Raw genomic sequence first — 24,053 nt, forward strand, 5'->3', positions numbered from 1 at the left:
CTAGGGGCGACCCGAAGGGCCGGAAGACCGGCAAGGACCGCGGCTGCGATCGGTGCTCCATCGGCGTACACATGTCTCTTCGCCCTGCCGGCAGAGGCAGCGAGTTCCGCTTCGGTGGAGTTGAGGTGCACGCAAGTTGCCGGATTCCCGGCGTTTGCGGGCATGCAAAAGGGAGCCCCCGCCGGGTGGCGGAGGCTCCCTTTTCCGTAAGGGCCGGAGGCGTTAGCCGATCTTGATCAGCTGGGCCTCGTCGCGGCTCCTGTTGTCGTGGCTGACGACGAGCAGGCCCTGGGGCGGGTTGCGCAGGAACTCGGCCCGGTTCAGCGTGATGGTCTCGGTGACCGTCTTGTTCGGTGCCACCTCGGCGAAGGCGCCCGTGCTGATCGCCGGGGTGAACACGTTGTAGGTGGCCGTTCCGGCGATGGTGTCGCTGGTCGGGTCCACCAGGCCGAAGCTGGCCGCGTGGTACGTGATCCGCGGGCTGGCCGCCGAGAGGCACGGCGAGCCCTCCTGGCACAGCTGTGAGATCAGCACCGGGAGCGCCAGCGTGCTGCTGTCGGTCGGCGCGTCGGCGAAGAACTCGAGCGTGGCGCCGCCCGTCCGCAGGTCGAACACGGCCGTGACCAGCTCGCCGGTGACGTCACCGGTGGTCAGCGCGCCGTAGTCCTGCGCGACGACCACGTAGTCGTCGACCTTGTCGGCGTTGACGTCGACGTAGATGTCGAACTCGTTGCTCGCCGCGTTGGACCAGCGGTCGTGGGTGCTGACGGCGAACTGGATCGCGTCATCCGCGAGCAGGCTCTGCACGCCGACGGCCTTCAGGTCGGTCGAGCCCTGACCCTCGTCCGGGTCGGACAGGCCCCACGCGTAGAAGTCGGCGGTGCCGGTGGTGGCGCCACGGCGGTTGGTGACCGTCGCGGTGGCCGTGCCCTTGGCCCGCAGCGCGGCCGTGTTCAGGTCGGTGTGCACGTTCGAGACCGCCTGCGGCACGAGGTAGTACGGCACCCGCAGTGCGACACCGGAGTTGCTCCTGCCCACCGGCGTGAACGTGACGAGCCCGGCGACGTCCTGGAACGCGCTGGAGTCCCCGGCGGTGGCCGCCGGCACCTCGAGGGTGACCGCGACCGCCGCGGTGCCCCGCGCGGGGACCGTCACCCGGGTCTTCTGCAGCTTGACCTTGTGCGGGCTGCCGGCCGCCCGGGCCACGGAGACGGTGAAGGTGGCCGCGGTCCGGCCGAAGTTCTTCACCTTGACGAGCTTGTTCCTGCTGTAGTCGGCGCCCAGCTCGGCGAACCCGTAGTTCAGGGTCGCGGTGCCGCTGTCACCGAGCGCCACGACCTGGGTGTCGACCGCGCCCGGCACCTGGATCAGGCCGGAGCCGCCCAGCCGGGTGCTGTACCCGGTGACCTTCGCCGGGTCGGCGGTGTTGACGATCGCCGCCTTCCAGTACTCGGACTTCCTCCAGTCCGGGTGGGCCTGCTTGACCAGTGCGGCCTCGCCGGCGGTGTGGGGTGCGGCCATCGAGGTGCCGGACTCCGTGGCCGGGCCGTTGCCCGTGCCCGAGCCGGCCGAGACGATGCTGACGCCCGGCGCCGTGACGTCCGGCTTGAGCCAGCTGTCGCCGGTCCGCGCCCCGCCCGAGGTGAAGCTCGCGAAGCCCAGGTAGTTCGGGTTGCTCAGGTTCTTGTTGGTGAGCGTGGTCGTGGAGCCGTCGGCGGCCACCAGCGCGGCGGCGGCGGTGTTCGGCACACCCAGGAACGGGATGGTGACGTTCGCGGGCTCACCGGTGTCGGCGTTGCTGGTGATCGCGCCCTCGAACGGCGGGTAGGAGGCGTCGGAGTTCACCATCAGGACCGCGGCGGCACCGGCCTCCTGACCGTAGACGGCCTTCGCGACCCGGGCGCAGGTGCCACGGGCGACGACGACGAGCGCCCCGGCGACACCGGGCTGATCGAACTCGGCCACGCTGCACCCCAGCGCGATACCGCCGGCACCGTTGCCGAGCACCTTGACCGGCAGGGTCAGGCCGTCGGCGAAGGTCGCGCCGTTCGCGTTGATGGCGTCCAGCGTGGTGCCGGTGCCCAGGGCCAGGCTCGCACCGGGGAACGACGGGACCGGGTCGTTCGCCGCGACGCTGATCACGCCGGTCGCGGTGGACGGGCTGCCCACGATGTACGGGTTGTGCCCCGAGTTGCCGGCCGACGCGACCACGATCACGCCGTCCTTCGCGGCGTTCTCGGCCGCGACGGCGTCGGGGGAGTCCGCGGAGCCGAACGACGAGCCGAGCGACATGTTGATGACGTCCATGTCGTTCGCGACGGCCCACTCGATGGCGTCGACGACCATGTCCGTCGAGCCGGTGCAGCCGAAGACGCGGACGGCGTACAGGTCGGCCTTGGGAGCCGCGCCGGGACCGACGGTCCAGGAGTTCGCCCCGACGGTCTTCGTGTCGTAGGTGCCCTTGTACGTCTTGCCGTTGCTGAGCACGCCGTACCCGGCGGTGGTGCCCGCGACGTGCGAGCCGTGCCCGTTGCAGTCGAGCGGGTTCGCGTCGGGGACCGGCACCGGCTGGTAGTTGGCGCTGGCCGGGTCGGCGTCGTAGGTGTCACCGACCAGGTCGATGCCGCCCTTGACCTTCGCCGCCTTCGGGCCGAACAGCGCGGGGTCGGCGGCCTGCGTCTCCGTGGCGTGGGCCTTGTCGTACGCCGCCACCGTGCCCGGCCCGCCGAAGTCGGCGTGCGTGTAGTCGATGCCGGTGTCGATGATCGCGACCTTGACACCCTCGCCGCGGTACTTGTCGGGCGCGCTCCACGCCTGCGGGGCACCGATCAGCGGCACGCCGTTGGTGTTGTCCGGTTTGACCGTCTGCACCGCGTGCACGCCGACGACGTCGGGTGCGGCGGCGAGCGTGTCGAGCTCGTTCGCGTTGATCCGCACCTTCACACCGTTGTACGCGTGCTGGTAGGTGCCGAGCACCGTGCCACCGAGTCCGCGCACCTTCTGCACGACCGGCGCCTGCTCCTTGCCGAGCTGGTCACGCCGCTGCTTCTTCTGCGTCGTGGTCAGCGGTGTCGCGGCGGCGGCATCGGTCACCGCGACCGGGTCCCCGCTGAGCTGCACCATCACGGTGACCGGCTTGTTCTTCAGGGCCAGCGGCACCCCGGTCACCTTCGACCCGGCCGGGACCGGCTCGAAGCCCGGCCGGTCGCCCGGCGCGGCGAACGCGCCCGTCGAGGTGCTCACCACGCCCAGGGCGGTTATCAACAGGCCCACGCCCGCCGCCCGGGTGAGCTGCGATCGAATCAACCTCACTGCGGCTGCCTCCTTGCCGTAACCGGCCGGGCACCGTCGGCAGGTTCGCCGCCCTCGGGCTGCCGGGCCGGTCGGAATGTGCATAACGGACCCGATTGATCAGGCCCATCGACCACGATGGACGTCCGCCGGGCCCCAGAAGCTTCACACGCCGACGAGCCGGGACTGAATAGCCGAATGGCCGACCCGGGGCTGGCCGAGTGGATGATCTTGAAATGGTGAATTGTGCATATGTTGCGCCGTCATTTACGGCTGATCACCAGCGCCATCCCGGCGAGGGTGACCACAGTGGCCCCGGCCTGCACCGGCGTGGGCGTCGCTCCGAGGTGGACCAGGGCGGAACCCGCCCCGACCAGCGGCGGGACCCCCAGCCCGAGCAGGGCCGAATAGGACGCGCCCGCGGTGACCAGAATGCGATGCTGGAGCAGATAAGCGGGGACATAGATGACAATGCCCAGAATGGCCAGTAGACCCACGGCGGCCAGACTGACGGCCGCCCCTTCCAGCACCGCCCACGCGATCAGCGGAATGCTCCCGGCCGCGAAGATCGGCAGAATCCGCGGCGCCATCGCACCGTGATATCCGCGATTGATCCGGGCGAAGAACAGACCGTAGAACGCGATCGACAGCATCGCCGCCACGGCACACACCGTCCCGAGGGTGACGTCGCGCCCGAACGTCCCGGCCAGCCGGGGGACCACGTAGCCGGCTGCCCCGGCCACGGCCACGGCGGTGCCCGCGATGGTCAGCAGCGGCGGCCGGGACCGGGCGAGCACACTCTCGGCGACCAGGACCACGGCCGGCGCGAGGCAGAGCACCAAACTCGGCAGGGCGGGCCCGGCCAGCGCGATCGCGACGGTGGAGAAGACCGTGTAGGCGGTCACGCCGGTGCCGGCGAGGATCACGATCTGCCACCATCGGTACGCCCGGAGCGCCGGCGTCCCCACCGGCGCCGCCCGCCACGTCAGCGCCGCGAGCCCCACCACGGTGAACCCGGTCCGCCCCGCGGCGACGGCCGCCGTGCTCGCATCCCGCAGCGACACGCCCACGACCAGCCACGTCGCGCCCAGCAGCAGGATCAGCGCCCCCGACCGCGCGAACAACCGGGTCCGGTCACTGACAACCGGGCGGGGCCGTTGTACGCTGCCCACGATGAATACCTCCTGGTACGGATTGGAGGTCCCGTCCGCGAAGTGTGAGTGCTGATGCGCTCCCACGCCGTGAACGGCGACTCTCGTCTTCCTGTCTGGCAGCGCGTGCGCGAGTTCGCCGTGCCGCCCCCCATGATCCATACGGCCACCATCCGGCGTCTCGCGGGTGACTGGGCCGGTGCCTGTGCCGCCGCGCGGTTCGATGTCGACATCGACCTGCGGGGTCTCGCGCGCACCCATGGTCTCGAATTCACCGGCCGGGTCCGTGACGACCTGCGCCACCTCGCCCCCGACCTGCTGCGCTGGCACCTGCCCCGGGTCGCCCCGGACGGCCTGCTGCGCCCGGGCCTGACCCTGAGCCTGGCCCGGTACGGCGCGGAGCACCTGGTCGCCCGGACCGCGCCGGCCTGGGCGGACAGCGGCCAGCGGATCTCCCTCGCGCTGTGGAGCGGCGGCCCGCATCCCGACCGGCGCTTCCGCCTCGACCTGCACCGCCATCTCTGGGATGCCCGCCGCACGGCGGAGCTGCGGGAACGCTCCGTGCAGGACCGGGCCTACGAGGCAGCTCTGCTGCGCCACGCCGACAACCGCCCGGACGCCCCCGTCCTGGTCCGGCAGCGCACCCGCCGCTATCTGGCCCTGACCCCGGACGGCGAGACAGTGGTGGCCAGACCACGACCGGGCGACCTTCTGCTCCCGGACGCGGCCACCGCCACACCCCCCGACGTGCTGCTCCTGCGCGCCGGCCTGATCGACGCCGCCCACCTGCACCCGCTGGTCGCCGCAGCCCTGGCACCAGGGACCGGCGCGCCCGCCCCGCCCCCGAACGCTGCCCCGTCCGAGCGACAGGTCGACTGCCGTGGGGCCGTACACCGGATCGGGCTCGTCGACGGTGTTCTCGCACCGCTCGACCACGACCCCGTGGAGCTGCGCCGGGAGGAGCTGCTCGTCGCGTTCGGCGGGGTCCCGCTGCCCTGTCTGCGGGTCATCGACGAGGCGAACCGCAACCCGGCGGGCCTCGCCGACATCCGGGGCCGCCTCGTGCACGGCGACACCGCCGGAGCCCTCGACGCCATCGAGGCCCTGCTCGGTCCACAAGCGACGCTGCGTGCCGGTGCCCTGCGTGACGAACTGCAGGCCGCCGCCGAACGCCGCGTCAGCTACGGGCTCTACCGCGCCGGAATGGCCGGTCACTGCCCGCCCAAACAGCGTGTTTCCCGTCAACGCCACTTCACAAAAAGGTGATCACACACTTGACCAGCACCCTCGACGTCGCCGCCGACCTGCTCGGCCTGCTCACCACCACGGACACCGAGCCGCACACCGATCCGCAGCTCGACGCGCTCACCCTGGCCGTCGCCGCCGACCTGCCCGTGCTGCTCTGGGGCGAGCCCGGCATCGGCAAGACCGCGGGCATCAGCCAGCTCGCCGAGTCGCTCGGACTGCCGCTGACCACGGTCATCGCGAGCGTGCACGAGCCGACCGACTTCTCGGGGCTGCCCGTGATCGGGGCTGATCCGGCAGCTCACGGCGTACCCATGGCTCCTCCGGACTGGGCGGTGAAGCTTGTCAGAGCGGGTCGTGGCCTGCTGTTCCTCGACGAGCTCAGCACCGCACCACCCGCCGTGCAGGCCGCGCTGCTGCGGCTCGTCCTCGAACGCCGGGTCGGCGCCCTGAAACTCCCGCCGGGGATCCGGATCGTCGCCGCGGCGAACCCCCGCGCGTCCGCCGCTGACGGCTGGGAGCTCAGCGCGCCGCTGGCCAACCGGTTCGTGCACCTGCAATGGGCGTACAACCATGAGGTGGTCGTCCGAGGCCTCGGCGGCACCTGGCCGCACGCTGCCCTGCCGCAGCTCGACCCCGGCAACCTTCACCAAGCCGTCGGGTACGCCCGCCGCGCGGTCACCCTGCTCCTCACCGCCCGCCCCGCCCTCGTCCACCAACTCCCCAAGAGCGAGACCCGCCGGGGCGGCGCCTGGCCGTCCCCGCGCACCTGGGAGATGGCGGTGCGCCTGATCGCGTTCGCGACGGCGGCCGGCACCTCGCGCGAGGTGCTGTCCATGCTGGTCCGCGGCGTGGTCGGCGACGGCCCGGGCCTGGAACTGCTGGCCGGCCTCGACCGGATGGACCTGCCCGACCCGGAGACGCTGCTCGCCGACCCGTCCGCCGCGCTCCTGCCGGACCGGGGTGACCTGCGCCAGTCCGTGCTCGACGCGGTGGTCGCGGCCGTGCGGCAACGCCCGACGCGGGAGCGGTGGGACGCGGCCTGGGCGCTGCTCGTGCTGGCCCTCGAGACCGGGGCGCCGGACCTGGTCGTGGTGCCGGCGAGCACGCTTGCCACGCTGCGCGAGGACGACTGGCCCGTCCCCGCGGAGATCGAACTGCTCGCCGGCGCCATCGACGTCTCCCGCAGAGCCGACCGCGTGGGTGCGGGCCGGTGAGCTTCGACGAGGGAAAGCTGTACGCCGCGCGCCTGCACGCCACCCGGGTGCGGCCCTACCTGGCGTCGGCGTTGTTCGCACTCACGCCGGTGGCGTCGCAGCGCGTACCGACCATGGCCGTCGACCGGTACTGGCGCTGCTACGTCTCCCCGGCGTTCGTCGCGGCGACCCCGGTGGAGGAACTCGCCGGGGTCTGGGTCCACGAGGTGTCCCACCTGCTGCGCGACCACCACGGCCGCAGCGACCGCTACGCGAAGAGACACGAGCTCACCGGCCGGGCGGAACGGCTGCGGATGAACATCGCCGCCGACTTCGAGATCAACGACGACGTGTACGGGCACGGCCTCACCCGCCCGTCCGGCGTCGTCGTCCCCGAGATGATCCACCTGCCGCCGGGCAAGCTGATGGAGGACTACCTGGGCAGGTTCCGCCTCGGCCCGTACACCGACGGCATGACCTGGCTCGACTGCGGCAGCGGCGTCGACGGCCTCGACCGCTCGTGGGACCTCGGCCCGGACGGCGGTCACGGGCTCACCGACCAGGAACGCGACGCCGTCCGGTTCCGGGTCGCGCAGGGCATCAACGGCCACCCCGGCGACGTCCCGGACACCTGGAAACGGTGGGCGGAGGACGCCTTTCATCCACCACAACCCTGGCGCGCGCTGCTCGGTGCCGCGGTCCGTGCCGCGGCTGCGGGCTCCGGCGCGGGCGGCGATTACACGTACGGCCGCCCGGCGCGACGTTCCTCCGCCCTGCCCGGTGTCATCCTCCCGGCGCTGCGCCGCAGCCCACCCCGCGTCACGATCATCATCGACACGTCCGGTTCGGTCAGCGACACCGAGCTGGGGAGCGCGCTGCTCGAGGTGGCCGCGATCGGGCGTACGGTCGGCGGCGGCCGCGGCCAGGTCCGGGTGCTCTGCTGCGACGCGGCGGCCGGGGTGGCGTACCCGTTGTGCCGGGCCGAGGGCATTCCCCTGATCGGCGGTGGGGGAACCGACCTGAGGGAGGGCTTCAGCCAGGCCCTGTCCTCGCCGCCACGTCCCGATGTGGTGGTCGCGCTGACCGACGGGCAGACCCCCTGGCCGAGCGAACAGCCCCCGTGCCGCACGGTGGTCGGCTTGTTCGCCCGCACCGTCAAGGAGGACGCCGAGGTCGACGAACACGGCGAGGGCGACGGCTGGGTCGACACCCCGTCATGGGCCCGGGTCGTCACGATCGGCTGACCGCCTCTCACCTCGCCGGCTTTGTCAGTCGGGTGGCTGTCGCCGGGCGGATCGGTGGAGGCGGTCGGCGAGGGCGGCGACGCGGGTGCGGAGTTCGGCGGGGCGGTCGATGGCGAACGGGTGATCCAGGGCGGCGAGCAGCGGGGGTAGCCAGTCGAGGCTCTCCGCGCGGATCTCGACGTGGGCCCAGCCGGTGCCGGGCGTCTCGGTGATGGTGGCGACCGAGGGTGGCAGCCGGGTGCGGATCTGGGCGGGTGTGGCCCGGATCCGCAGGGTCACCTCGTGCCGGTACGGAGCATCGGCGAAACCGGTGAGCAACTGCTGAGCCGGGTCCACGTCCGCCGGCGGTTCGAAGGTGCCGGGCAGGACCCGTGCGCTCTCGATGCGGTCGAGGCGGAACGTGCGGTTGGCGGCCATCGCGGGATCGGCGCCCGTCACGTACCAGCGGTTCGAGTGGACCACCAGGGCGTGCGGGTGCAGGGTGCGGGTGGTGCGGCGGGCTTCGCGGTCGGCGTACCTGATGGAGATCGGGTTGTGGTGCTTGATCGCGTCCGCGATCGTCAGCAGGACCGTGCTGTCCGGGGTGGGTGCGCCGCCGGAGGCCGTCGCGGTGAAGGTGATCGTTTCGAGCAGGGCGTCGAGGCGGCGGCCCAGCCGCGCGGGCAGCACCCGGCGGATCTTGGCAGCGGCCGTTTCAGCAGCGGCGGTCGTTTCGGTCGCGGCAGTTGCTTCGGCCCGGCGGGCGGCGGTCAGGGCGAGCAGGACGGCGAGGGCTTCGTCGTCGGCGAGCATCAGCGGTGGCATGCGGTAGCCCGGGGCGAGCCGGTATCCGCCGTAGCGGCCGCGCACCGATTCCACCGGGACGTCCAGGTCGATGAGGTGGTCCACGTAGCGGCGGACGGTGCGTTCGTCGACCCCGAGCCGCCCGGCGAGCTCGGCCAGGGTGCGCAGGCCGCCCGACTGGAGCAGCTCCAGCAGGGTCAGGACGCGGGCGGTGGGTCGGGCCATACGCTGAATTATCCTCCCGATACTGGGCGGAATCTGTCCAGTATTGCTTCTAGCGTCATCCGCATGAACTTCGTCTCGATTCGCGTCATCACCGGGGACGTCACCCGGCTCGTCGACTTCTACGAGCGGGCGACCGGCCTCACGGCCGAGTGGTCAACCCCCGAGTTCGCCGAGGTACGCGTGGGTTCCGCCACGATCGCCATCGCGGGCACGGCCACCCTCGCGCTCTTCGCCCCCGACTTCGCCGCGCCCGCCGCGAACCGGTCCGTGATCACCGAGTTCCTCGTCGACGACGTGGACGCCGTCTTCGCGGGACTGGCCGATTCCGACCCCGACGTCGTTCAGGCGCCCACCACGATGCCGTGGGGCAATCGATCGCTGCTGATCCGTGACCCCGACGGCAACCTCGTCAACTTCTTCACCCCGGTCACGGCGGCGGCCAAGGTGAAATTCGCTCGCTGACCATCCGTACGCTCATGGTCATGAGCTCCGTCGCGGCCCGGCCCGCTTTCACGCCGCAGGCCGCGCGCCGCCGCGCCGCCATCTTCGCCGTCATGCTCGTCGTGGGGGTCGGGATCGCGTCGTGGACCGTGCGCACCCCGGCCGTCCGCGACCTGCTGCACGCCTCCACCGCCGAGATGGGCCTCGTGCTGTTCGGCATCTCGGTCGGCTCGATGACCGGGGTGCTCTCGTCCGCGGCGATCGTCCGGTCCCGCGGCGCCCAGTTCACGGTCGCGGTCGGCGGCTCGGCCTTCGTCGCCGGCATGGCACTGATCGGCATCGGCGCGGCCGCGGCGCTGGACGCGGGGGTCTTCACCGGTCTCGCCTTCGTCGGCCTCGGCGCCGGCCTGATGGAGATCGCCCTCAACGTCGAGGGTGCCGCCATCGAGACCGAGTCCCACCGCTCGGTCCTTCCCATGATGCACGGCTTCTTCAGCCTCGGTACCGTCGTCGGCGCGGTCGCGGGCATCGGCCTGACCGCGATCTCCTTCCCGGTGGTCTGGCACATGTCCGGGGTCGCGATCGGCGGCGCGGCCATCGTCTTCTGGGCGGTGCGCCGCGTCCCGGCCGAGACCGGCCGCTCCGCCGGTCCCGCACCAGCGGCCGGCGGCGGGTTCCGTGCGCAGCTCGGGCTGTGGCGCCAGCGCCGGGTGCTGATGCTCGGGCTGATCGTGCTCGCCCTGGCGCTGGCGGAAGGCTCCGCGAACGACTGGCTGCCCCTGCTGATGGTCGACGGTCACGGCGCCTCTCCCGCACTGGGCTCGGTGATCTTCACCGGGTTCGCGCTGGCGATGACCGCCGGCCGTTTCGCCGGGGAGCCACTGCTGGCCCGATTCGGCAACGCGGCGGTCCTGCGGGTGAGCGCCCTGGTCTCGGCAGCCGGTATCGCCACCGTCGTCTTCGCCGACAACGTGATCGTCGCCGGCCTCGCGGTGGCCCTGTGGGGCCTCGGCGCAGCCCTCGGCTTCCCGGTCACCCTGTCCGCAGCCGCGGAAAGCCCCGACCCGACCTCGACCGTCGGCGCGGTGGCGTCCGCCGGCTACGTCGCATTCCTGGTCGGCCCGCCCCTGCTCGGCTTCCTGGGCGACCACGTCGGCCTCCGCGGCGCCATGATCGTCGTCCTGGTCGTCGTGGCAGCCGCCGCCACGCTCACCTCAGCAGCCAAACCCCTCCCTGCCGGGTCACCGTCATGACCCCCTCCCGCGCCACGTTCCGCATCGCCCAGCAGACCAACCGCTCCTGCCGCTACGCCCAGGTCACCCTCGAGGTCACCGCCCGGAGCGCACTCGCCGAGGACCCCGCGGAGGTCGAGGTGACCGCCGACTCCTTCGATGAGTACCGCCGGGAGGCGGTGCTGGGGGTCCGGTGGGCGTTGCGCTACCTTCCGCAGCCGGCGAGGGTGACGGTGACCGACATCGTGACCACCGAGATCGACACCGGCGTCGGGGACGTCTACGAGGCGGCCGCCCACGCCGTCTGGCAGGCCGTGCAAGCCGACGACCATCCGCGGTTCGTGGGCTTCACCGATCGGACGATGGTCGCCGACTGGCTGGCGAGAATGCACGGCCGGCGCCTCGAATCCGTGACCGAAGCACGAGCCTGGTTCGAGGGCCACCGCGAGGGCGGCGACGCCGAAAGCCTGGTCCACGCGTGGCTCTTCTTCGAGCACGCCGTGCCGATCGCCCTGCACTGCCTCGACGAGCACCTCATCCTCGTCCACGAAAAGCCCTACGAGCCCTACGCCATGGCCGGATTCGGCGAGACCAGAGTCGGCCCGGCCCGGAGTCCGGATCTGCTGGCCGGGTTTGCCGGCTCGCGCCTGCTCGGCAGCGACGTGCTCCCCAGCCTCGAGGGCGAGAACATCTGCGGCGGTCTGGTGCTGCACTTCGCCCATGAGGGTCGCACCCACGAGGGTCCCACCCGTGAGGACCTTGTCATCGGGGCTCGGCGTGACGAATGGGTTCTCGAGGCGAAGCGTCCATTCGCTTAACGCAGCAAAGCGTGAATCTGAACATCGTGGTAAGCGATTGACCTCGGATCCCTAGCGATCTTGGTGGCTCCTTCGTGTGCCATTCTTGCGCGATGGTGGGACGTGTTTTTCTGCATATCGGGGCGCCGAAGACCGGGAGTACCTATGTGCAGACCGTGCTGTGGCGCAACCGGGACGTGCTGAGGACCGCCGGTGTGCTGCTGCCGGGCAGCTCGCTCGCGCACGACCAGGCCATGACCGATCTGCGCCAGGTCTCCTGGCGCGATCCCGCCGCCACCTGGACCTGGGACCGGCTGGTCGCCGAGACCGCGGGCTGGTCCGGCGACGTGATCATCACCAACGAGGGCCTGGGCGGCGCCACCGCCGCGCAGGCGGCCCGCGCCGTCGAGAGCCTGCAGCCCGCCGAGGTGCACATCGTCGTCGCCGGCCGCGACCTCTGGCGTACGTTCCCCTCGGTCTGGCAGCAGGGCATCCGCTCCCGCAACATCGGCAGTTTCAGCGGTTTCCTGGACACCATCGAACGCGGCGGCAACGACGCCTTCTGGGACCACATGCCCAACCGGATGCTGCGCCGCTGGGGTGACCTGGTCCCCGCCGCGCACCGCCACCTGGTGACCGTCCCGCCACCCGGCTCCCCGCACGACCTGCTCTGGCGGCGGTTCGCCTACGTGATGGCCATCCCGGACGGACTCTGCGAACTCGAGGCACCCAGCGCGAACGCGTCGCTCGGGGCAGCGGAGATCGAGGTGCTGCGGCGGGTCAACGCGGCGCTGGGGGACCGGTACCCGCACCGCAGCCCGTACCAGCGGGTGGTCCAGCGGCATCTGGTCGACGCGGTGCTGAAGCAGCGTACCGGCGGATTGCGCTTCGGGGTCGGCCTGGACCGGGCCGACTGGGTCCTGGGCCTCGCCGAGCAGCAGATCGAGGAGCTGCGCAACTATCCGTGCGACGTCCTGGGCGACCTCGACGAACTGCGCCCCGCCGACCTGAACCCCGCGCCCACCCCCGACGAACTCGGCACCACCCAGATCCTCGACGCCGCCATCGAAACCATCATCGGCATGCTGGCCCACGCCGAAACCCTCGACCAGCCCACCGAAACCCTCAAGAACAGGGTCAGACGCGGCCTGCGCCTCGACCGCTGAACTACTACCGGACCGCTCCACGACAGCAACCGGAATCGCGACCGGGGCGCCCTAGGGTTCCGTTTTTCGGCGCTCACCCCGGAGACCTGCCTTGTCCGTCGGACTGTTCCTCGGCTACATCGCCCTGCTCGTCATCACCGGCGTCGTGCTGGTCCTGATCGCCGCCGTCGGCTTCGGCAGTTCCCCCTGGGCCCGCTTCTTCAACGGCCTGTTCGGCGCGGGCTTCCTCGGCTATGCCGTGTACCTGCTCTTCTTCTTCGACGGCGGCTTCGTCCACATCTACCTCTACGCGTTCCTGGTACCGATCTACGCCGTGAGCCGCGCGGTCAAGGCCCGCAAGGCCTACCGCCGGGAGATGCAACGCTACGGCTCGATCATGCCGGGCCAGCAGCTCTCCACGGCCGGCTTCCAGCAGCCCGCCCCCCAGTTCCAGGTCACCGGCTTCAACGTCCCCGCCCAGCCCCTCCCCGAGCCCCAGCAGGCCTACACCCAGCCGACGGCCTACCCGGCGCAGCAGGCCCAGCAGCAGGCCTTTTTCCAGCCGACGGCTCACCCGCAGCAACAGTCCGCATTCCCGCAAGCCACCCACCCTCAGGCCGCGTTCCCCCAGACCACCTACCAGCAGGCGGCTTTCCCGGAGGCCGGTTTCCCGCAGGCCGCGTCCCCGCAAGCCACGTATCCGCAGGAACTGTCCCCGCAGGACAGCTATCCGCAATCTGGCTACCTGCAGCAGCCCAACCCACAGGCCGAGTACCCACAAGCCGGGTACGCACAGGCCGAGTATCCACAAGCCGGTTACCCACAGGCCGAGTATCCACAAGCCGGTTACCCACAGGCCGAGTATCCACAAGCCGGTTACCCACAGGCGGAGTATCCACAGGCCAGTTACCCACAGGCTGAATCGCCACAGGCCGGTTATCCCCAACCCGGTTATCCCCAGCCTGGCTATCCACAACCCGGCTATCCGCAGCCGGGCCAGAGTGCGTATTAGACGCGGCGCAGAACCGACACGACCTTGCCGAGAATGACGGCCCGGTCGCCGTCGATCGGCTCGTAAGCGGGGTTGCGAGGTTCGAGCAACACGTGACCCCGCCGCCGCTGGAAGACCTTGACCGTGGCCTCCTCGTCGATCATGGCGGCCACGATGTCGCCGTTGTAGGCGTCAGGCTGCTGCCGCACCACGACGATGTCCCCGTCGCAGATCGCCGCGTCGACCATCGAATCACCCTGCACCCGCAGGCTGAACAGCGTCCCGCGCCCGACAAGATCCCGCGGCAGGTTGAGAATCTCCTCCGTGGACTCCTCGGCCATGATCGGTGCACCGGCGGCGATCGTCCCGACCAGCGGCACACCCACCGTGGAGGAGTTGGTGTCGCGCCGTTCGACCGGTTCCAGGAACATCCGCACATCGACGGGCCGCGTGACCGACCGCCCGCGTCGCAGGAAGCCGAGCTCCTCCAGGTTGCGCAGATGCCGGCTGACCGAGGACGTGGAGGCGAGGCCGACCGCGTCACCGATCTCGCGCGTCGACGGCGAGTAGCCGTACCGGACCGCCGATTTCTGGATGACGGTCAGAATGCTCCGCTGGCGCGGGGTGAGCATGGACGTATCGAGATCTTCAGGTAGCACCTGGAGATCCTGCCCCAGAACGGGCGTTCCCGCAGTCAGGCGCGCCGGGCGAGGACGGCGTGGAACCGGTGCGCGCGGTCGTCGTACCCGATGAGGTCCCACCCGGCGTGCCCACCGGTGACCCGCAGCACGTCCTCGTTGAGTGGTTCGTCAGGTCGCAGTGTGTGACCGTGCCGTGCCGCGAGCGCCGCCCGCCCGGTCGGATGGAACAGCACCAGCCGCCCACCCGGCGCGGTCACGCGGGCGAGTTCGCGCAACCCGCCCGCGGGGTCCGGCAGGTGCGTGAGCAGCCCCGCGGCGAACACCGCGTCAACCCCACCGTCCCCGAACGGCAGCCGCCGCGCATCGCCCAGCACCAGCGCCGCCCCGCACTCCCGGGCCCGCACCTGCGCAGCATCGAGCATCTCCGGCGTGTGATCAATCCCGATCACCACCCCGTCACCCACGGCATCCCGCAACCCCGGAAACGCCCGCCCGGTCCCACACCCGAGATCCACAACGGTCCAGCCCGGTGCCAACCCGGCCTCAGCGACAGCCTGACCGTACGCGGGCAGGTCGTCCCCGAACCTGCTGTCCCACGTGGCAGCCCTGGCCGCGAAGAACGCCCGCGACTCACTCCCGAACCACACGTCCCGGTCCAGCAGAGCGGCATCGATGTGCCGGATCACCGGCCACGCCGGATCCGACACATCCACCACCACATCAGCGTCCTCCCGCCGATCCCCGCGCCCACCGCTCGCCCACAGCAAGAGGCCGTCACCGTCACCCACCCTCGCGACCTCGAGACGCTCAGCCGGCCGCGCCACCCGCGCCACCCCGAACCGCGCAGCCAGCCGGTCCGCCAGCACCCGCGCCTGCTCCGGCGCCCCGCCGACCACGAGCCGCACGCCGCCATCCGGCACGGCCCGCGCCACGTGTCCGAGAACCTGATCCCACCGTTCATCACTCACCCCGCCATCATGCCGCCCCCGCCTCGGCCAACCCCGGACCCGCCCTGCAACAAGACCTCGACGCGTTGGTCACGGCCGGTGCCACTTCCGCCATGGCTGAGGTACGCGACCACGGCGCCACCGTCCGGGCCGCAGCCGGAGTCGCCCGGCTGGACCGCCCGGGCCGCGCCCCGGTCGACGGGCGGTTCCGCGTCGGCAGCGTGACCAAGACCTTCGTCGCCACCGTGGTGCTGCAACTGGCCGCCGAGCACCGCCTGCGCCTCGACGACCCGGTGGCCCGGACGCTGCCCGGTGTCGTCCCCAACGGGGAGCACATCACCCTGCGTCAGCTGCTCAACCACACCAGCGGCCTGTTCAACGTGACCGAGGCGCTCGACCTCAGCCCCAGCGGCTGGCTCCCGATCCGCTATCACACATGGACCGCCGCGCAACTGGTCGCGGTCGCGCCAGCAAGCCCCCACTGTTCGCGCCGGGCACCGACTGGTCCTACTCGAACACCAACTACGTCCAGCTCGGCATGGTGATTCACAAAATTACCGGTCGTCCGTACGCCGCAGAGCTGCGCGACCGCATCATCCGCCCCCTCGGCCTGCACGAGACGGAGTCACCCGGCACCCGCCTCGACATCGCCGGCCCGCACGCCCACGGCTACCTCGAGGTCGGCGATGCCCCCGTGGACGTGACGCGCCTGAACCCGAGCATCGCCGGCTCGGCCGGTGACCTGATCTCGAGCACTGCCGATCTGAACACGTTCTTCCGGGCGCTGCTGACCGGGCGGCTGCTCCCGCCGGCGCAACTGGCGCAGATGAAGACCGCCGTGCCCGGTCACGACTACGGACTCGGCCTCGAACAGGAGCAGCTCCCGTGCGGCGTGACCGTTTACGGCCACGGCGGGGACATCTTCGGATACAACACGCTGAGCCTGCACACGGCCGACGCGCGTATGCAGCTCAGTGCGGCAGTCACACCGTACGCAGGGAATCTCGGGCCCTCGGCAGATGCCCTCCTGAGCCGGGTCTTCTGTGGTCAGCCGGCCTGATAGCCCGCGGCCTGCAGCGTGAACAGCTGCGAGTAGGTGCCGGCGGCGGCCATGAGCTCGGTGTGCGTGCCGGATTCGATCAGGGCGCCGCGGTCGAGCACGAAGATCTGGTTGGCGTGGGTGACGTTGGCGAGGCGGTGCGTGATCAGGATGGTGGTACGCCGTCCCTGCCGCCCGCGCAGCGCCTGGAACAGGGCGTCCTCGGCGCGCGGGTCGAGTGCTGAGGACGGCTCGTCCATGATCAGCAGTGGCGCGTCACGCAGGAACGCCCGCGCGGCGGTGATCCGCTGCCACTGCCCGCCGGAGAGGTCCTGACCTTCTTTGAACGTACGGTCGAGCAGGGTGTCGTAGCCCTTCGGCAGCTCCTCGATCATGTCGTGGGCGGCCGCCATCGCCGCTGCCGCCGCGATCCGGTCGGGGTCCGCGACGGCGTCGACGTCACCCATCGCGATGTTCGTGGCCGCGCTGAACGGCCACTTGTGATGGTCCTGCAGGGCCACGGCGATGTGGCGGCGCAGCCCGTCCGCGTTCCAGTCCGCGTACGGGCGCCCGTTCCAGCTGATCGTGCCGCCGGTGGGCGTCCGCAACCCGGCGATCATCGCGGCGAGCGTCGACTTGCCGGAACCGTTCTCGCCGACCAGGGCGATCGTCTCCCCGGGGCGGATCGTCAGCGTCACCCCGTCAACGGCGGGCTTGACGCGGTCCGGGTACTGCAGCGTGACCCGGTCGACGGTCAGCTCCTCCAGACCCTGCGGGAGGGCATCCTTCTGCACCGGCGCGAGGTGACCTTCGGCGGTGACGAGGAACCGTACGTACTCGTTGAAGAACTGGCCGCTCGCATAGACCCGGTCCACCTGGAACGTCACCTGCGCGAGCGAGCGCTGGGCGGCCTGCACGGCGACCACGCACGTCGCCGCCGCCGCGAGCGGGATGTGCCCGTCCAGCAGCAGCACCCCGAGCAGCACGTAGACGCCGGTCAGCGCGATCCCGCCGACGGCCGCGCCGATGCTGGTGGTCGTGGTGACCTGTTGCGCGACCTTCAGCTCCACCGCGGTCTGCGCGCCCATCACCCGGTCGTACAGTCCGAGCAGGAAGCCGCGGAGCCCGTACGACCGCAGCTCGGCGGCCGACACCCGCTCGGCCATCAGCTGGTGCAGCACCCACTGCCGGCGCCGTCGTGTCGAACTGGCCAGGTAGCTCTTGAACCGCACATGCCCGGCCCGCAACGCCGCGTACGCCGTGGGCACCGTCGCGACCAGCAACGCGAGCAGCAGCAACGGGTGGATCGTGACGACCGCGGCGGTGACCGCGAGCACGCTGACCACCCCGGCGAACAGGTTCATCGTGTTCTGCACCAGCTCGACGGCGGCCTCGGTGCCCCGCGTCGCCCGCTCCATGCCCTCGGCGAACCCGTCGTCGTCGAACGCCTTCAACTCCACCGCGGTCGTGTGCTCGAACAACTCCCGCTCCACGATCAGGTAGACCCGGGGCGTCAGGCCGTTCAGCGCGTACCCGACCAGCATTCCCAGACCACCCCGGATCGCTGCGGCCGCTGCCAGCCAGGCCAAAGCCGGCAGGGCGGACCGTACGCGGTCAGGTGTCGGCCCGCCGGCGAAGAGCTCGACGAGCACCCGCTGCGTGGCCAGCAACCCGAACGCCGCCATCGCCCCGGACACCAGCGTGGACACCAGCACGGTCCCGGTCCGCAGCCGGTCCGCCTTCCACGCCACCCGCATGGCCTTGACCACCAGCCCCGGCAGCTCGGTGAACACCCCCAGCAGCCCCGCCTCGGCCCGGGCCCGTACCCCCGTCTCCCACCAGGAGGGCCGCAGCTCCGGAAGCACAGCCTCCTGTCCGGCCTGTCCGGCCTGCGATGGCACCTTGCTTCCGGCGCGTGGCTCTTCAGTCGTGGCGGTCATACCCATACCGTTACTGACCTGACACGCGCAGTGCTATCCGCCTCGCGCGGCGTTCACCGCCGCGGGGGTTTCTGTCGCCTATCCGATGGACCCTGTCGGTAGCGGTGCTCAGGCGGGTGCGACCGCGGGCCGGCGGCGCAGGCGCAGCCGCCAGAGCCGGCCGAACCCGACGGTGATGACGAGCCACAGGAGATACGCGAGCGGCGTCCATCCTCCACCGTGACCGGTGGCGGTGCCGTCGTTGAACGTGTAGGTGACGGCGGACTGCAGCCAGCTCACCCCGGACCAGGTGAAGACGCCGGTGGCGTGCGGGTCGGTGGCGGTCACCCCGCTCTGGAAGGCGTTGGCGGCCTCGGCCAGGAAGAAGTTGAGCAGCAGGGGCGTCAGCGCCGCCGCGTACGCGGCCCCGATCCACGTGTGACGCGGATTGTCGCCGAACTCGGCGGTCAGGAACTGCTCGGCGAGCCGGCGGCTCCCGCCGACCCCGCGCAGGGCCTCACGGGTGCCGACGTCGCGCGCGGCCTCCAGCAGGTTCGCCCGCACCTCGCGGCGGGTGGCGATCCGCTGAACCCGGGGCAGGTCGTACAGCTGCTGGTCGAGGCTCCAGACCAGGCGTTCGATGCGCAGCCTGTCGTACCAGGTGATGGTGTGTGGCATGTCAGTCCCCGTTCTCGGATGGCGGCAGCGGCCGCGACAGCACGGCGTCAACCGCGGCGATGTGGCGTGACCAGGCACCCAGCCCGCCGGCGAGCGCTTCGTGCCCGCCGGCCGTCAGCCGGTAGTACTTGCGAGCCGGTCCGCTGGCCGACGGCACGAGCCGGGTCTCCAGCCGCCCTTCGCGCTGCAGCCGGGTCAGGGCGGGATAGACGCTGCCCTCGAGCACATCGGCGAAGCCCGCGGCCTGCAGTCGCTGCACCACCTCGTAGCCGTACGACTCGCGCTCGGCCAGCAGATGCAGCAGCAGCACCGACAGCACCCCTTTCAGCAGCTGAGGGTCGTGTGTTTCGCTCACACTCCTATACAAAGGCAGGTACTGGAGAATGTCAAGTAGCGGCGCCTTTCAGAGGCGCACTACGAGTTTCTGGGCGGACACGCCTTTGCGGAGTCGCGCGAGTGCCTCGGGGATCTTGTCGAGTCCTTCACCGACGACCACGGCCTCCGGCGCCGCCCGGTAGGTCCCCGCGGCCAGGGCCGGACCCAGGAAATCGGCGTAGACGGCGGGGCCGACCTCGTTGTCCTTCAGCGTTCCGCCCCAGATCGCGCTCGCCCGGATGCCCTTGCGGCGGCGGCCGATCGACTGGATTCGCGTGAGCAGGGCCGGCTGCGCCGCGGCGACCGCTACCTCCGCTTCGCGGTCACCGACGCGGCCCTGCTCGACCTGATGTTCGCCGCCAAGCTCGGCGAGGGCTCCGATGCGGTTCACCAGGCGTCGATGCGCCTGTTCGGCATCCTGCAGACCCTGCCGGGGGAGTCCACCCTGCTCTTCACCGCCACCCTGCAGGGCATCGCCGCCATGGTGTCCTCCCGCCGCATCACGGCCGACCAGGGCGACGCCCTGGTCGGCGCCGCGATCACCCGCCTCGTTCCTGACCCCGCCTGAGCCTCAGGGCTTACGGCCCACCGCGCAGTACACGTCGAGGGCGGTCCGGTCCGTCCCCGGCTGCGGCCGCCACAGGGACGTCGGCACCACTCCGGGTTCGAGCAGCTCGAGGCCCTCGAAGTAACCCGCGATCTCGTCGGGCGTACGCAGGTTGTACGGATGCCCGCTCTGCTTCGCGACCCGCTGGCTCTCCACACTCTCCGCGCTGGTGCTCGTCCCGTCGCTCACCGCCAGATAACTCCCCGACGGCACCGCCTCGAGCAGCCGCTGGACGATCGCACGAGCCTGCCCGTAATCGGCGACGTTGCCCAGAATCCCGATCATGGTCACTGCCACGGGCCGGCTGAAGTCGAGCGTACGGGCAGCCTCATCCAGAATCCGCTCCGGATCCTCCACATCGGAGTCCACATAGGCCGTGGCACCCTCGGCCGAACTCGTCAGCAGCGCGCGAGCATGCACCAGCACGAGCGGATCGTTGTCCACGTAGACGATCCGCGACGCGGGTGCCACCCGCTGCGCGACCTCGTGGGTGTTGTCGGCCGTCGGAAGCCCCGTACCGATGTCCAGGAACTGCCGGATCCCACCCTCACCGGCAAACAGCGTCACCGCCTGGACAAGAAACCGGCGCTGCGCCTGCGCAACCCCCGCGATCTGCGGATTCGCCCCCCGCAACGCCTCACCGAGCTCCCGGTCGACGGCAAAGTTGTCCTTCCCGCCCAGCAGGTAGTTCCACACCCGGGCACTACTCGGCCGGGTCTCGTCAATACTAGGACCGGTCATCACAATTCCTCTGCGCTGAGGTGGCGGTAGAACAGTGATCCTAAGCAATCCCACCCAGCCCCGATAATTGCCACGGAACCCGCCCTGGTGATCATTTCCCTCACAGCGACTTCATGCTGCTGGCCGTGGATGCTCCGCGTCTTCCGGGGCCTGCCGGTCCACCCCCGCACCCCGTACTACCGCACGTACGAGACTTCAGCGGATGCCGCCGCGCACCTAGCTCAGTGCCGATCCTCGTAGGGTGGGGCACATGCCGTTCCAGCTGACCGAAATCGTACGTGGTGAAGGTGCGCTCGAGGACGTCCGAGCCTACTTTCATGAGAACCGGCCGCGCCTGTACACAGGCCGCAGATTCGAGGCACTGGCGGGCGGGGGCGACCGGCCGGGAACCCGCGACGTCATCACCGCTGATGACATCGTGGCGGTGCAGATGCTGTCGGTCAGCGTGCCTGCCGAGGTGTCCATCGATCTCCTGGACGGAAGACTCGGTCGCGCGATGTCGGACCTGCTGCCGCAGATTCCCGCAGGCGTCGAACTCGGCGACGCCGAGGCCAGGAAACTCGTGGAGGACGGCGGACCCGCTGATCGGGCATGGCACCTTCTCAAGAGCCGGACCGGTGTCGGCTACGTGACCGCCGGGAAACTCATGGCCCGTAAACGGCCCCACCTCGTTCCCGTCTACGACGACGTGGTCTCGTGCCTTTTCGGCGAGCCGGACCACGTCTGGCTCCGGCTGCACGACCGGCTCGCCGCCGACGACGGTGAGCTACGCAACGAACTCACCCATCTGCGCGGGCGCGCCGGTCTCCCCGCTGGTGTGGGGCTGATCCGGGTGCTCGACGTCGTGTTGTGGATGAGTCACCACGAGCTTCACCGTTCTGGACGCGATTGCGCGGGATTCGGCACCGTACCGTTGATCTCGGTCTGATCCAGGATTTCGCCCTCCCGTTCTGGGCGGCATTTCCACCAGCGCGGTGGCGCCGGACCGTGACGGGATCGGGACGGTGCCCGGCGCTGCTGCGGGGTGTGGTCAGCCGATCTCCGAGGGTTGTGCCGGCGCGTCAGCGGTCACTGATGCCGCGATGGACACCAGGCGGTCGATGACGGTGGTGACGGCGGCCCGGAACCGTTGCTCCGGGCGGGTGAGTACGTCGATCTCGCGGGCGATGTGCAGGCCGGTGAGGGGCCGCAGCACGACATCGCGGCGGCGCGGCCCGATGTAGCGGGGCAGCAGAGCGAACCCGGCGCCGGCGGCGACCAGGTCGGCTGCGACGGTGAAATCGTTGATGCGGTGGCGCACGGTGAGCTGATGTCCGGCGGCGGCGCCGATGGCCTGGATGGCCGCCGTCAGCGGGAAGCCGTCGTGGACGGCGATCCACTGCTCGCCGGCGACGTCGGCGGCGCTCAGCCGTGGCTTGGTGGCCAGCGGATGCGAGGCCGGCACTGCCACGTCGAGAGGCTCGCTCAGCAGCCGGGTCACACTGACCGTACGCGGCCAACTGCCCGACCCCGCCGGACGATGCGCAACGACCACATCGTAATCCGCACTGAGCAACGGAAACGCGTCCTGGGCAACGTCCTCATCGGCGCACTCAATCTTCGCGCCCCCAGTGTTCGCGCTTCCTGCGTTCGCGCTTCCTGCGTTCGCGCTTCCTGCGTTCGCGCTTCCTGCGTTCGCGCTTCCTGTGTTCGCGCTTCCTGTGTTCGCGCTTCCTGTGTTCGCGCTTCCTGTGTTCGCGCTTCCTGTGTTCGCGCTTCCTGTGTTCGCACCCACTGTGTTCGCGTCCCCGATATTTGCGCCGCCGCTGCTCAGCAGTCGGGGGAAGAACGCGGATGCCGCGCTGTGGAAGGCGACCACCCGCACGGTGGCGGTGGGGTCGGTGAGGTGGGCGTCGACGGCGGCGCCGGCCCGGGCCAGGGCGGCGGCGACATCGACCGCGGCGGCGGCGAGCGATCGGCCCGCGTCGGTAAGGACGAGCACCCGCCCGTCGAGCCGGGTGAGCGGAACCTGCACGCCGCGCTGCAGGCTGGCGAGCTGCTGCGACACCGCTGAGGGCGTCAGATGCAGCGCGGTCGCCACCGCCGACACGCTGCCCCGGTCGCCCAGCTCCCGAAGAATCATCAAGTGTCGCGCTTCCATGTAGCGATACTAAAACGTCGACTGCCTTTTTCGTTATTGATCTACACGGTCCCCACCGGTCATGGTGGCGAGGTGACCCGGACGCGCTCCACCCTGACCACCGATCTCCTGCTGCTGGCCGTCGCCGCCGTGTGGGGCAGCAGCTACCTGGCCGCGAAGGACGTGGCCGCGGTGACGCCCGTCGTCGTGGCGCTCGCACTGCGCTACGCGATCAGCGCGGTCGCGCTCGTGCCGCTGGTCGCGGCGCGCCGCCACCGCCCCAGCCTGCCCGAGCTCCGGTCAGGGCTCGTGCTCGGCTGCACGCAGGCGGCCGTCCTGACGCTGGAAACGTTCGGCGTCGCGCACACCTCCGCCACCAACGCCGGCCTGATCATCAGCCTGACCGTGGTGTTCACCCCCGTGCTCTCGAACGCCTGGAGCCGCACGTGGCTCCCCGCCCCGTTCTTCGTGGCGGCGGCCCTGGCCGTGGTCGGCGTCGGCCTGCTCGTGTCGGGCCACGGGTTCCGCACCCCGAACTGGGGTGACGCCCTGATGCTGGCCGCAGCCGCCGTCCGCGCCGTGCACGTCACCCTGATCGGCGAACTGACCCGCTCGCGTCAGATCGACACCCTCACCCTGACCGCGGTCCAGACCGTCGTCGGCGCGTTGATTCTCGGCGCGGTCGCTCTGCCACAACTGACCCGTCACGCCGCGGAGCTGTCGCCCGGATCGTGGGCCCGCCTGGCGTACCTGGCCCTGATCTGCAGCGTGTTCGCCTTCCTCGTGCAAACCTGGGCCGTGCGACGCACCTCACCCAGCCGCGCCAGCCTCCTGATGGGTACGGAACCGCTGTGGGCCGTCGCCATCGGCATCTGCATCGGCGGCGAAAGACTCACCGCGCTCGCCGCCGCGGGAGCCGCACTGATCATCATCGCGACCTTCGCGGGCCAGCGAATCGAGCGTCGACACTCCAAGGGCGGCGTGAAGGCGAGCAAGGAGACGGCGGCGATGCCCACCCAAGCCGACGAGGCATGGCCGGCCGCTATGGAGAACCCTCCGGCCGACGGAAGTTCAAGCCTGGTCTCCGCGCAGAAGAATTAGCCCCGGGCCGTCACCCTGGGATTCCTGCGGGGCGGCGGGCTGGTGTGGTCATTGGCCAGAGCACGTCTGGTCCACCCATCACCGGACCGGCGGCTCGGGCACGTAGGTGCTTAGGGAGTCCGGCCGGGTGGCGATACCGACGTGG

The 24,053-nt window shown here is 70.8% G+C and carries 24 protein-coding genes; 13 read left to right on the top strand and 11 right to left on the bottom strand.

Annotated features, from left to right (window positions below; translation table 11 throughout):
* Positions 1–222: 222 nt before the first annotated feature.
* Both Aco04nite_RS34305 and Aco04nite_RS34310 read right to left on the bottom strand, forming a co-directional pair.
* Entirely contained in the window at positions 223–3,312 is a 3,090-nt protein-coding gene (locus Aco04nite_RS34305; protein WP_213001392.1) for a S8 family peptidase, read from the bottom strand.
* A 242-nt stretch (positions 3,313–3,554) separates the two neighbouring features.
* Positions 3,555–4,463 carry a DMT family transporter gene (locus Aco04nite_RS34310; RefSeq protein WP_213001393.1) on the bottom strand — a complete coding sequence of 303 codons (909 nt, stop codon included), beginning with the start codon at positions 4,461–4,463 and terminating at the stop codon, positions 3,555–3,557.
* Between the two features lie 54 nt (positions 4,464–4,517).
* Between Aco04nite_RS34310 and Aco04nite_RS34315 the strand changes: the two genes are divergently transcribed.
* The 3 genes from Aco04nite_RS34315 to Aco04nite_RS34325 are packed head-to-tail and all read left to right on the top strand — an operon-like array spanning position 4,518 to position 8,127.
* Positions 4,518–5,708, top strand: coding sequence for a hypothetical protein (locus tag Aco04nite_RS34315; RefSeq protein WP_213001394.1), 1,191 nt, complete (start codon positions 4,518–4,520; stop codon positions 5,706–5,708).
* An 8-nt stretch (positions 5,709–5,716) separates the two neighbouring features.
* Positions 5,717–6,904 carry an AAA family ATPase gene (locus Aco04nite_RS34320; RefSeq protein WP_244876494.1) on the top strand — a complete coding sequence of 396 codons (1,188 nt, stop codon included), beginning with the start codon at positions 5,717–5,719 and terminating at the stop codon, positions 6,902–6,904.
* Positions 6,901–8,127 carry a vWA domain-containing protein gene (locus tag Aco04nite_RS34325; RefSeq protein WP_213001396.1) on the top strand — a complete coding sequence of 409 codons (1,227 nt, stop codon included), beginning with the start codon at positions 6,901–6,903 and terminating at the stop codon, positions 8,125–8,127. Before Aco04nite_RS34320 ends, Aco04nite_RS34325 begins: the two co-directional genes overlap by 4 nt.
* 24 nt (positions 8,128–8,151) lie before the next feature.
* Here the strand turns inward: Aco04nite_RS34325 and Aco04nite_RS34330 are convergent, their stop codons facing one another.
* Positions 8,152–9,135: a helix-turn-helix transcriptional regulator gene (locus Aco04nite_RS34330; protein ID WP_213001397.1), complete on the bottom strand. Its 984-nt coding sequence runs from the start codon at positions 9,133–9,135 to the stop codon at positions 8,152–8,154.
* Between the two features lie 63 nt (positions 9,136–9,198).
* Here Aco04nite_RS34330 and Aco04nite_RS34335 point away from each other — a divergent pair, with 63 nt between their 5' ends.
* From Aco04nite_RS34335 to Aco04nite_RS34355, 5 genes are all read left to right on the top strand, one after another.
* Positions 9,199–9,597, top strand: a complete 399-nt coding sequence (locus tag Aco04nite_RS34335) for a VOC family protein (RefSeq protein ID WP_213001398.1) — start codon at positions 9,199–9,201, stop codon at positions 9,595–9,597.
* A 20-nt stretch (positions 9,598–9,617) separates the two neighbouring features.
* On the top strand, positions 9,618–10,829 hold the full coding sequence (locus Aco04nite_RS34340) for an MFS transporter (protein ID WP_213001399.1): 1,212 nt from the start codon (positions 9,618–9,620) through the stop codon (positions 10,827–10,829).
* The gene (locus Aco04nite_RS34345) at positions 10,826–11,626 is read left to right on the top strand and encodes a hypothetical protein (RefSeq protein WP_213001400.1); all 801 of its coding nucleotides are present in this window, start codon (positions 10,826–10,828) and stop codon (positions 11,624–11,626) included. The genes Aco04nite_RS34340 and Aco04nite_RS34345 overlap by 4 nt, the downstream gene beginning before the upstream one ends.
* Positions 11,627–11,718: 92 nt before the next feature.
* Positions 11,719–12,771, top strand: a complete 1,053-nt coding sequence (locus Aco04nite_RS34350) for a hypothetical protein (RefSeq protein ID WP_213001401.1) — start codon at positions 11,719–11,721, stop codon at positions 12,769–12,771.
* A 91-nt stretch (positions 12,772–12,862) separates the two neighbouring features.
* Positions 12,863–13,762 (top strand): hypothetical protein, encoded by a 900-nt coding sequence (locus Aco04nite_RS34355; RefSeq protein WP_213001402.1) that lies wholly within the window; start codon positions 12,863–12,865, stop codon positions 13,760–13,762.
* Here the strand turns inward: Aco04nite_RS34355 and lexA are convergent.
* Complete coding sequence (gene lexA / locus Aco04nite_RS34360; RefSeq protein WP_213001403.1) at positions 13,759–14,373, bottom strand: transcriptional repressor LexA; 615 nt, start codon at positions 14,371–14,373, stop codon at positions 13,759–13,761. The two genes, Aco04nite_RS34355 and lexA, sit on opposite strands and share 4 nt — an antisense overlap.
* 62 nt (positions 14,374–14,435) lie before the next feature.
* Positions 14,436–15,350, bottom strand: coding sequence for a class I SAM-dependent methyltransferase (locus Aco04nite_RS34365; protein ID WP_213001404.1), 915 nt, complete (start codon positions 15,348–15,350; stop codon positions 14,436–14,438).
* A 92-nt stretch (positions 15,351–15,442) separates the two neighbouring features.
* On the opposite strand from Aco04nite_RS34365, the gene Aco04nite_RS49790 reads away from it, so the two are divergent.
* Together Aco04nite_RS49790 and Aco04nite_RS34375 are read left to right on the top strand one after the other, a co-directional pair.
* A complete protein-coding gene (locus Aco04nite_RS49790; RefSeq protein WP_213001405.1) occupies positions 15,443–15,874 on the top strand; it encodes a serine hydrolase domain-containing protein in 432 nt (143 codons plus the stop codon).
* A complete protein-coding gene (locus tag Aco04nite_RS34375) occupies positions 15,766–16,389 on the top strand; it encodes a serine hydrolase domain-containing protein (RefSeq protein WP_213001406.1) in 624 nt (207 codons plus the stop codon). Before Aco04nite_RS49790 ends, Aco04nite_RS34375 begins: the two co-directional genes overlap by 109 nt.
* Here Aco04nite_RS34375 and Aco04nite_RS34380 read toward each other — a convergent pair.
* From Aco04nite_RS34380 to Aco04nite_RS34395, 4 genes are all read right to left on the bottom strand, one after another.
* Positions 16,377–18,314, bottom strand: coding sequence for an ABC transporter ATP-binding protein (locus Aco04nite_RS34380; RefSeq protein WP_213001407.1), 1,938 nt, complete (start codon positions 18,312–18,314; stop codon positions 16,377–16,379). The two genes, Aco04nite_RS34375 and Aco04nite_RS34380, sit on opposite strands and share 13 nt — an antisense overlap.
* 102 nt (positions 18,315–18,416) lie before the next feature.
* On the bottom strand, positions 18,417–18,965 hold the full coding sequence (locus Aco04nite_RS34385; RefSeq protein WP_213001408.1) for a hypothetical protein: 549 nt from the start codon (positions 18,963–18,965) through the stop codon (positions 18,417–18,419).
* Position 18,966: 1 nt separating this feature from the next.
* Positions 18,967–19,320 carry a PadR family transcriptional regulator gene (locus Aco04nite_RS34390; RefSeq protein ID WP_213001409.1) on the bottom strand — a complete coding sequence of 118 codons (354 nt, stop codon included), beginning with the start codon at positions 19,318–19,320 and terminating at the stop codon, positions 18,967–18,969.
* 48 nt (positions 19,321–19,368) lie between these two features.
* A complete protein-coding gene (locus tag Aco04nite_RS34395) occupies positions 19,369–19,731 on the bottom strand; it encodes an MDR/zinc-dependent alcohol dehydrogenase-like family protein (protein WP_213001410.1) in 363 nt (120 codons plus the stop codon).
* 9 nt (positions 19,732–19,740) lie between these two features.
* On the opposite strand from Aco04nite_RS34395, the gene Aco04nite_RS34400 reads away from it, so the two are divergent.
* The gene (locus Aco04nite_RS34400; RefSeq protein ID WP_213001411.1) at positions 19,741–19,908 is read left to right on the top strand and encodes a hypothetical protein; all 168 of its coding nucleotides are present in this window, start codon (positions 19,741–19,743) and stop codon (positions 19,906–19,908) included.
* Positions 19,909–19,911: 3 nt separating this feature from the next.
* Here the strand turns inward: Aco04nite_RS34400 and Aco04nite_RS34405 are convergent, their stop codons facing one another.
* Positions 19,912–20,688 (bottom strand): SAM-dependent methyltransferase, encoded by a 777-nt coding sequence (locus tag Aco04nite_RS34405; RefSeq protein ID WP_213001412.1) that lies wholly within the window; start codon positions 20,686–20,688, stop codon positions 19,912–19,914.
* A gap of 250 nt (positions 20,689–20,938) precedes the next feature.
* On the opposite strand from Aco04nite_RS34405, the gene Aco04nite_RS34410 reads away from it, so the two are divergent.
* Positions 20,939–21,616, top strand: a complete 678-nt coding sequence (locus Aco04nite_RS34410; protein ID WP_213001413.1) for a DUF6308 family protein — start codon at positions 20,939–20,941, stop codon at positions 21,614–21,616.
* Positions 21,617–21,718: 102 nt separating this feature from the next.
* Here the strand turns inward: Aco04nite_RS34410 and Aco04nite_RS34415 are convergent, their stop codons facing one another.
* Complete coding sequence (locus Aco04nite_RS34415) at positions 21,719–22,828, bottom strand: LysR substrate-binding domain-containing protein (protein WP_213001414.1); 1,110 nt, start codon at positions 22,826–22,828, stop codon at positions 21,719–21,721.
* 72 nt (positions 22,829–22,900) lie between these two features.
* Between Aco04nite_RS34415 and Aco04nite_RS34420 the strand changes: the two genes are divergently transcribed.
* Complete coding sequence (locus Aco04nite_RS34420) at positions 22,901–23,908, top strand: DMT family transporter (RefSeq protein WP_213001415.1); 1,008 nt, start codon at positions 22,901–22,903, stop codon at positions 23,906–23,908.
* The last annotated feature ends 145 nt before the right edge of the window (positions 23,909–24,053 follow it).

Origin of the sequence: Winogradskya consettensis (assembly GCF_018332715.1) — a bacterium.
In the GTDB taxonomy this organism is placed as follows: domain Bacteria; phylum Actinomycetota; class Actinomycetes; order Mycobacteriales; family Micromonosporaceae; genus Actinoplanes; species Actinoplanes consettensis.

What these genes read in the sequence shown, in the direction of transcription:
- Aco04nite_RS34315 (WP_213001394.1), top strand. Translation starts at nt 4,518, where the DNA reads ATGCGCTCCCACGCCGTGAACGGCGACTCTCGTCTTCCTGTCTGGCAG.
- Aco04nite_RS34330 (WP_213001397.1), bottom strand. Translation starts at nt 9,135, where the DNA reads ATGGCCCGACCCACCGCCCGCGTCCTGACCCTGCTGGAGCTGCTCCAG.
- Aco04nite_RS34335 (WP_213001398.1), top strand. Translation starts at nt 9,199, where the DNA reads ATGAACTTCGTCTCGATTCGCGTCATCACCGGGGACGTCACCCGGCTC.
- Aco04nite_RS34340 (WP_213001399.1), top strand. Translation starts at nt 9,618, where the DNA reads ATGAGCTCCGTCGCGGCCCGGCCCGCTTTCACGCCGCAGGCCGCGCGC.
- Aco04nite_RS34345 (WP_213001400.1), top strand. Translation starts at nt 10,826, where the DNA reads ATGACCCCCTCCCGCGCCACGTTCCGCATCGCCCAGCAGACCAACCGC.
- Aco04nite_RS34350 (WP_213001401.1), top strand. Translation starts at nt 11,719, where the DNA reads ATGGTGGGACGTGTTTTTCTGCATATCGGGGCGCCGAAGACCGGGAGT.
- lexA (WP_213001403.1), bottom strand. Translation starts at nt 14,373, where the DNA reads ATGCTCACCCCGCGCCAGCGGAGCATTCTGACCGTCATCCAGAAATCG.
- Aco04nite_RS49790 (WP_213001405.1), top strand. Translation starts at nt 15,443, where the DNA reads ATGGCTGAGGTACGCGACCACGGCGCCACCGTCCGGGCCGCAGCCGGA.
- Aco04nite_RS34375 (WP_213001406.1), top strand. Translation starts at nt 15,766, where the DNA reads ATGGACCGCCGCGCAACTGGTCGCGGTCGCGCCAGCAAGCCCCCACTG.
- Aco04nite_RS34380 (WP_213001407.1), bottom strand. Translation starts at nt 18,314, where the DNA reads ATGGGTATGACCGCCACGACTGAAGAGCCACGCGCCGGAAGCAAGGTG.
- Aco04nite_RS34385 (WP_213001408.1), bottom strand. Translation starts at nt 18,965, where the DNA reads ATGCCACACACCATCACCTGGTACGACAGGCTGCGCATCGAACGCCTG.
- Aco04nite_RS34400 (WP_213001411.1), top strand. Translation starts at nt 19,741, where the DNA reads ATGCGCCTGTTCGGCATCCTGCAGACCCTGCCGGGGGAGTCCACCCTG.
- Aco04nite_RS34405 (WP_213001412.1), bottom strand. Translation starts at nt 20,688, where the DNA reads ATGACCGGTCCTAGTATTGACGAGACCCGGCCGAGTAGTGCCCGGGTG.
- Aco04nite_RS34410 (WP_213001413.1), top strand. Translation starts at nt 20,939, where the DNA reads ATGCCGTTCCAGCTGACCGAAATCGTACGTGGTGAAGGTGCGCTCGAG.
- Aco04nite_RS34415 (WP_213001414.1), bottom strand. Translation starts at nt 22,828, where the DNA reads ATGGAAGCGCGACACTTGATGATTCTTCGGGAGCTGGGCGACCGGGGC.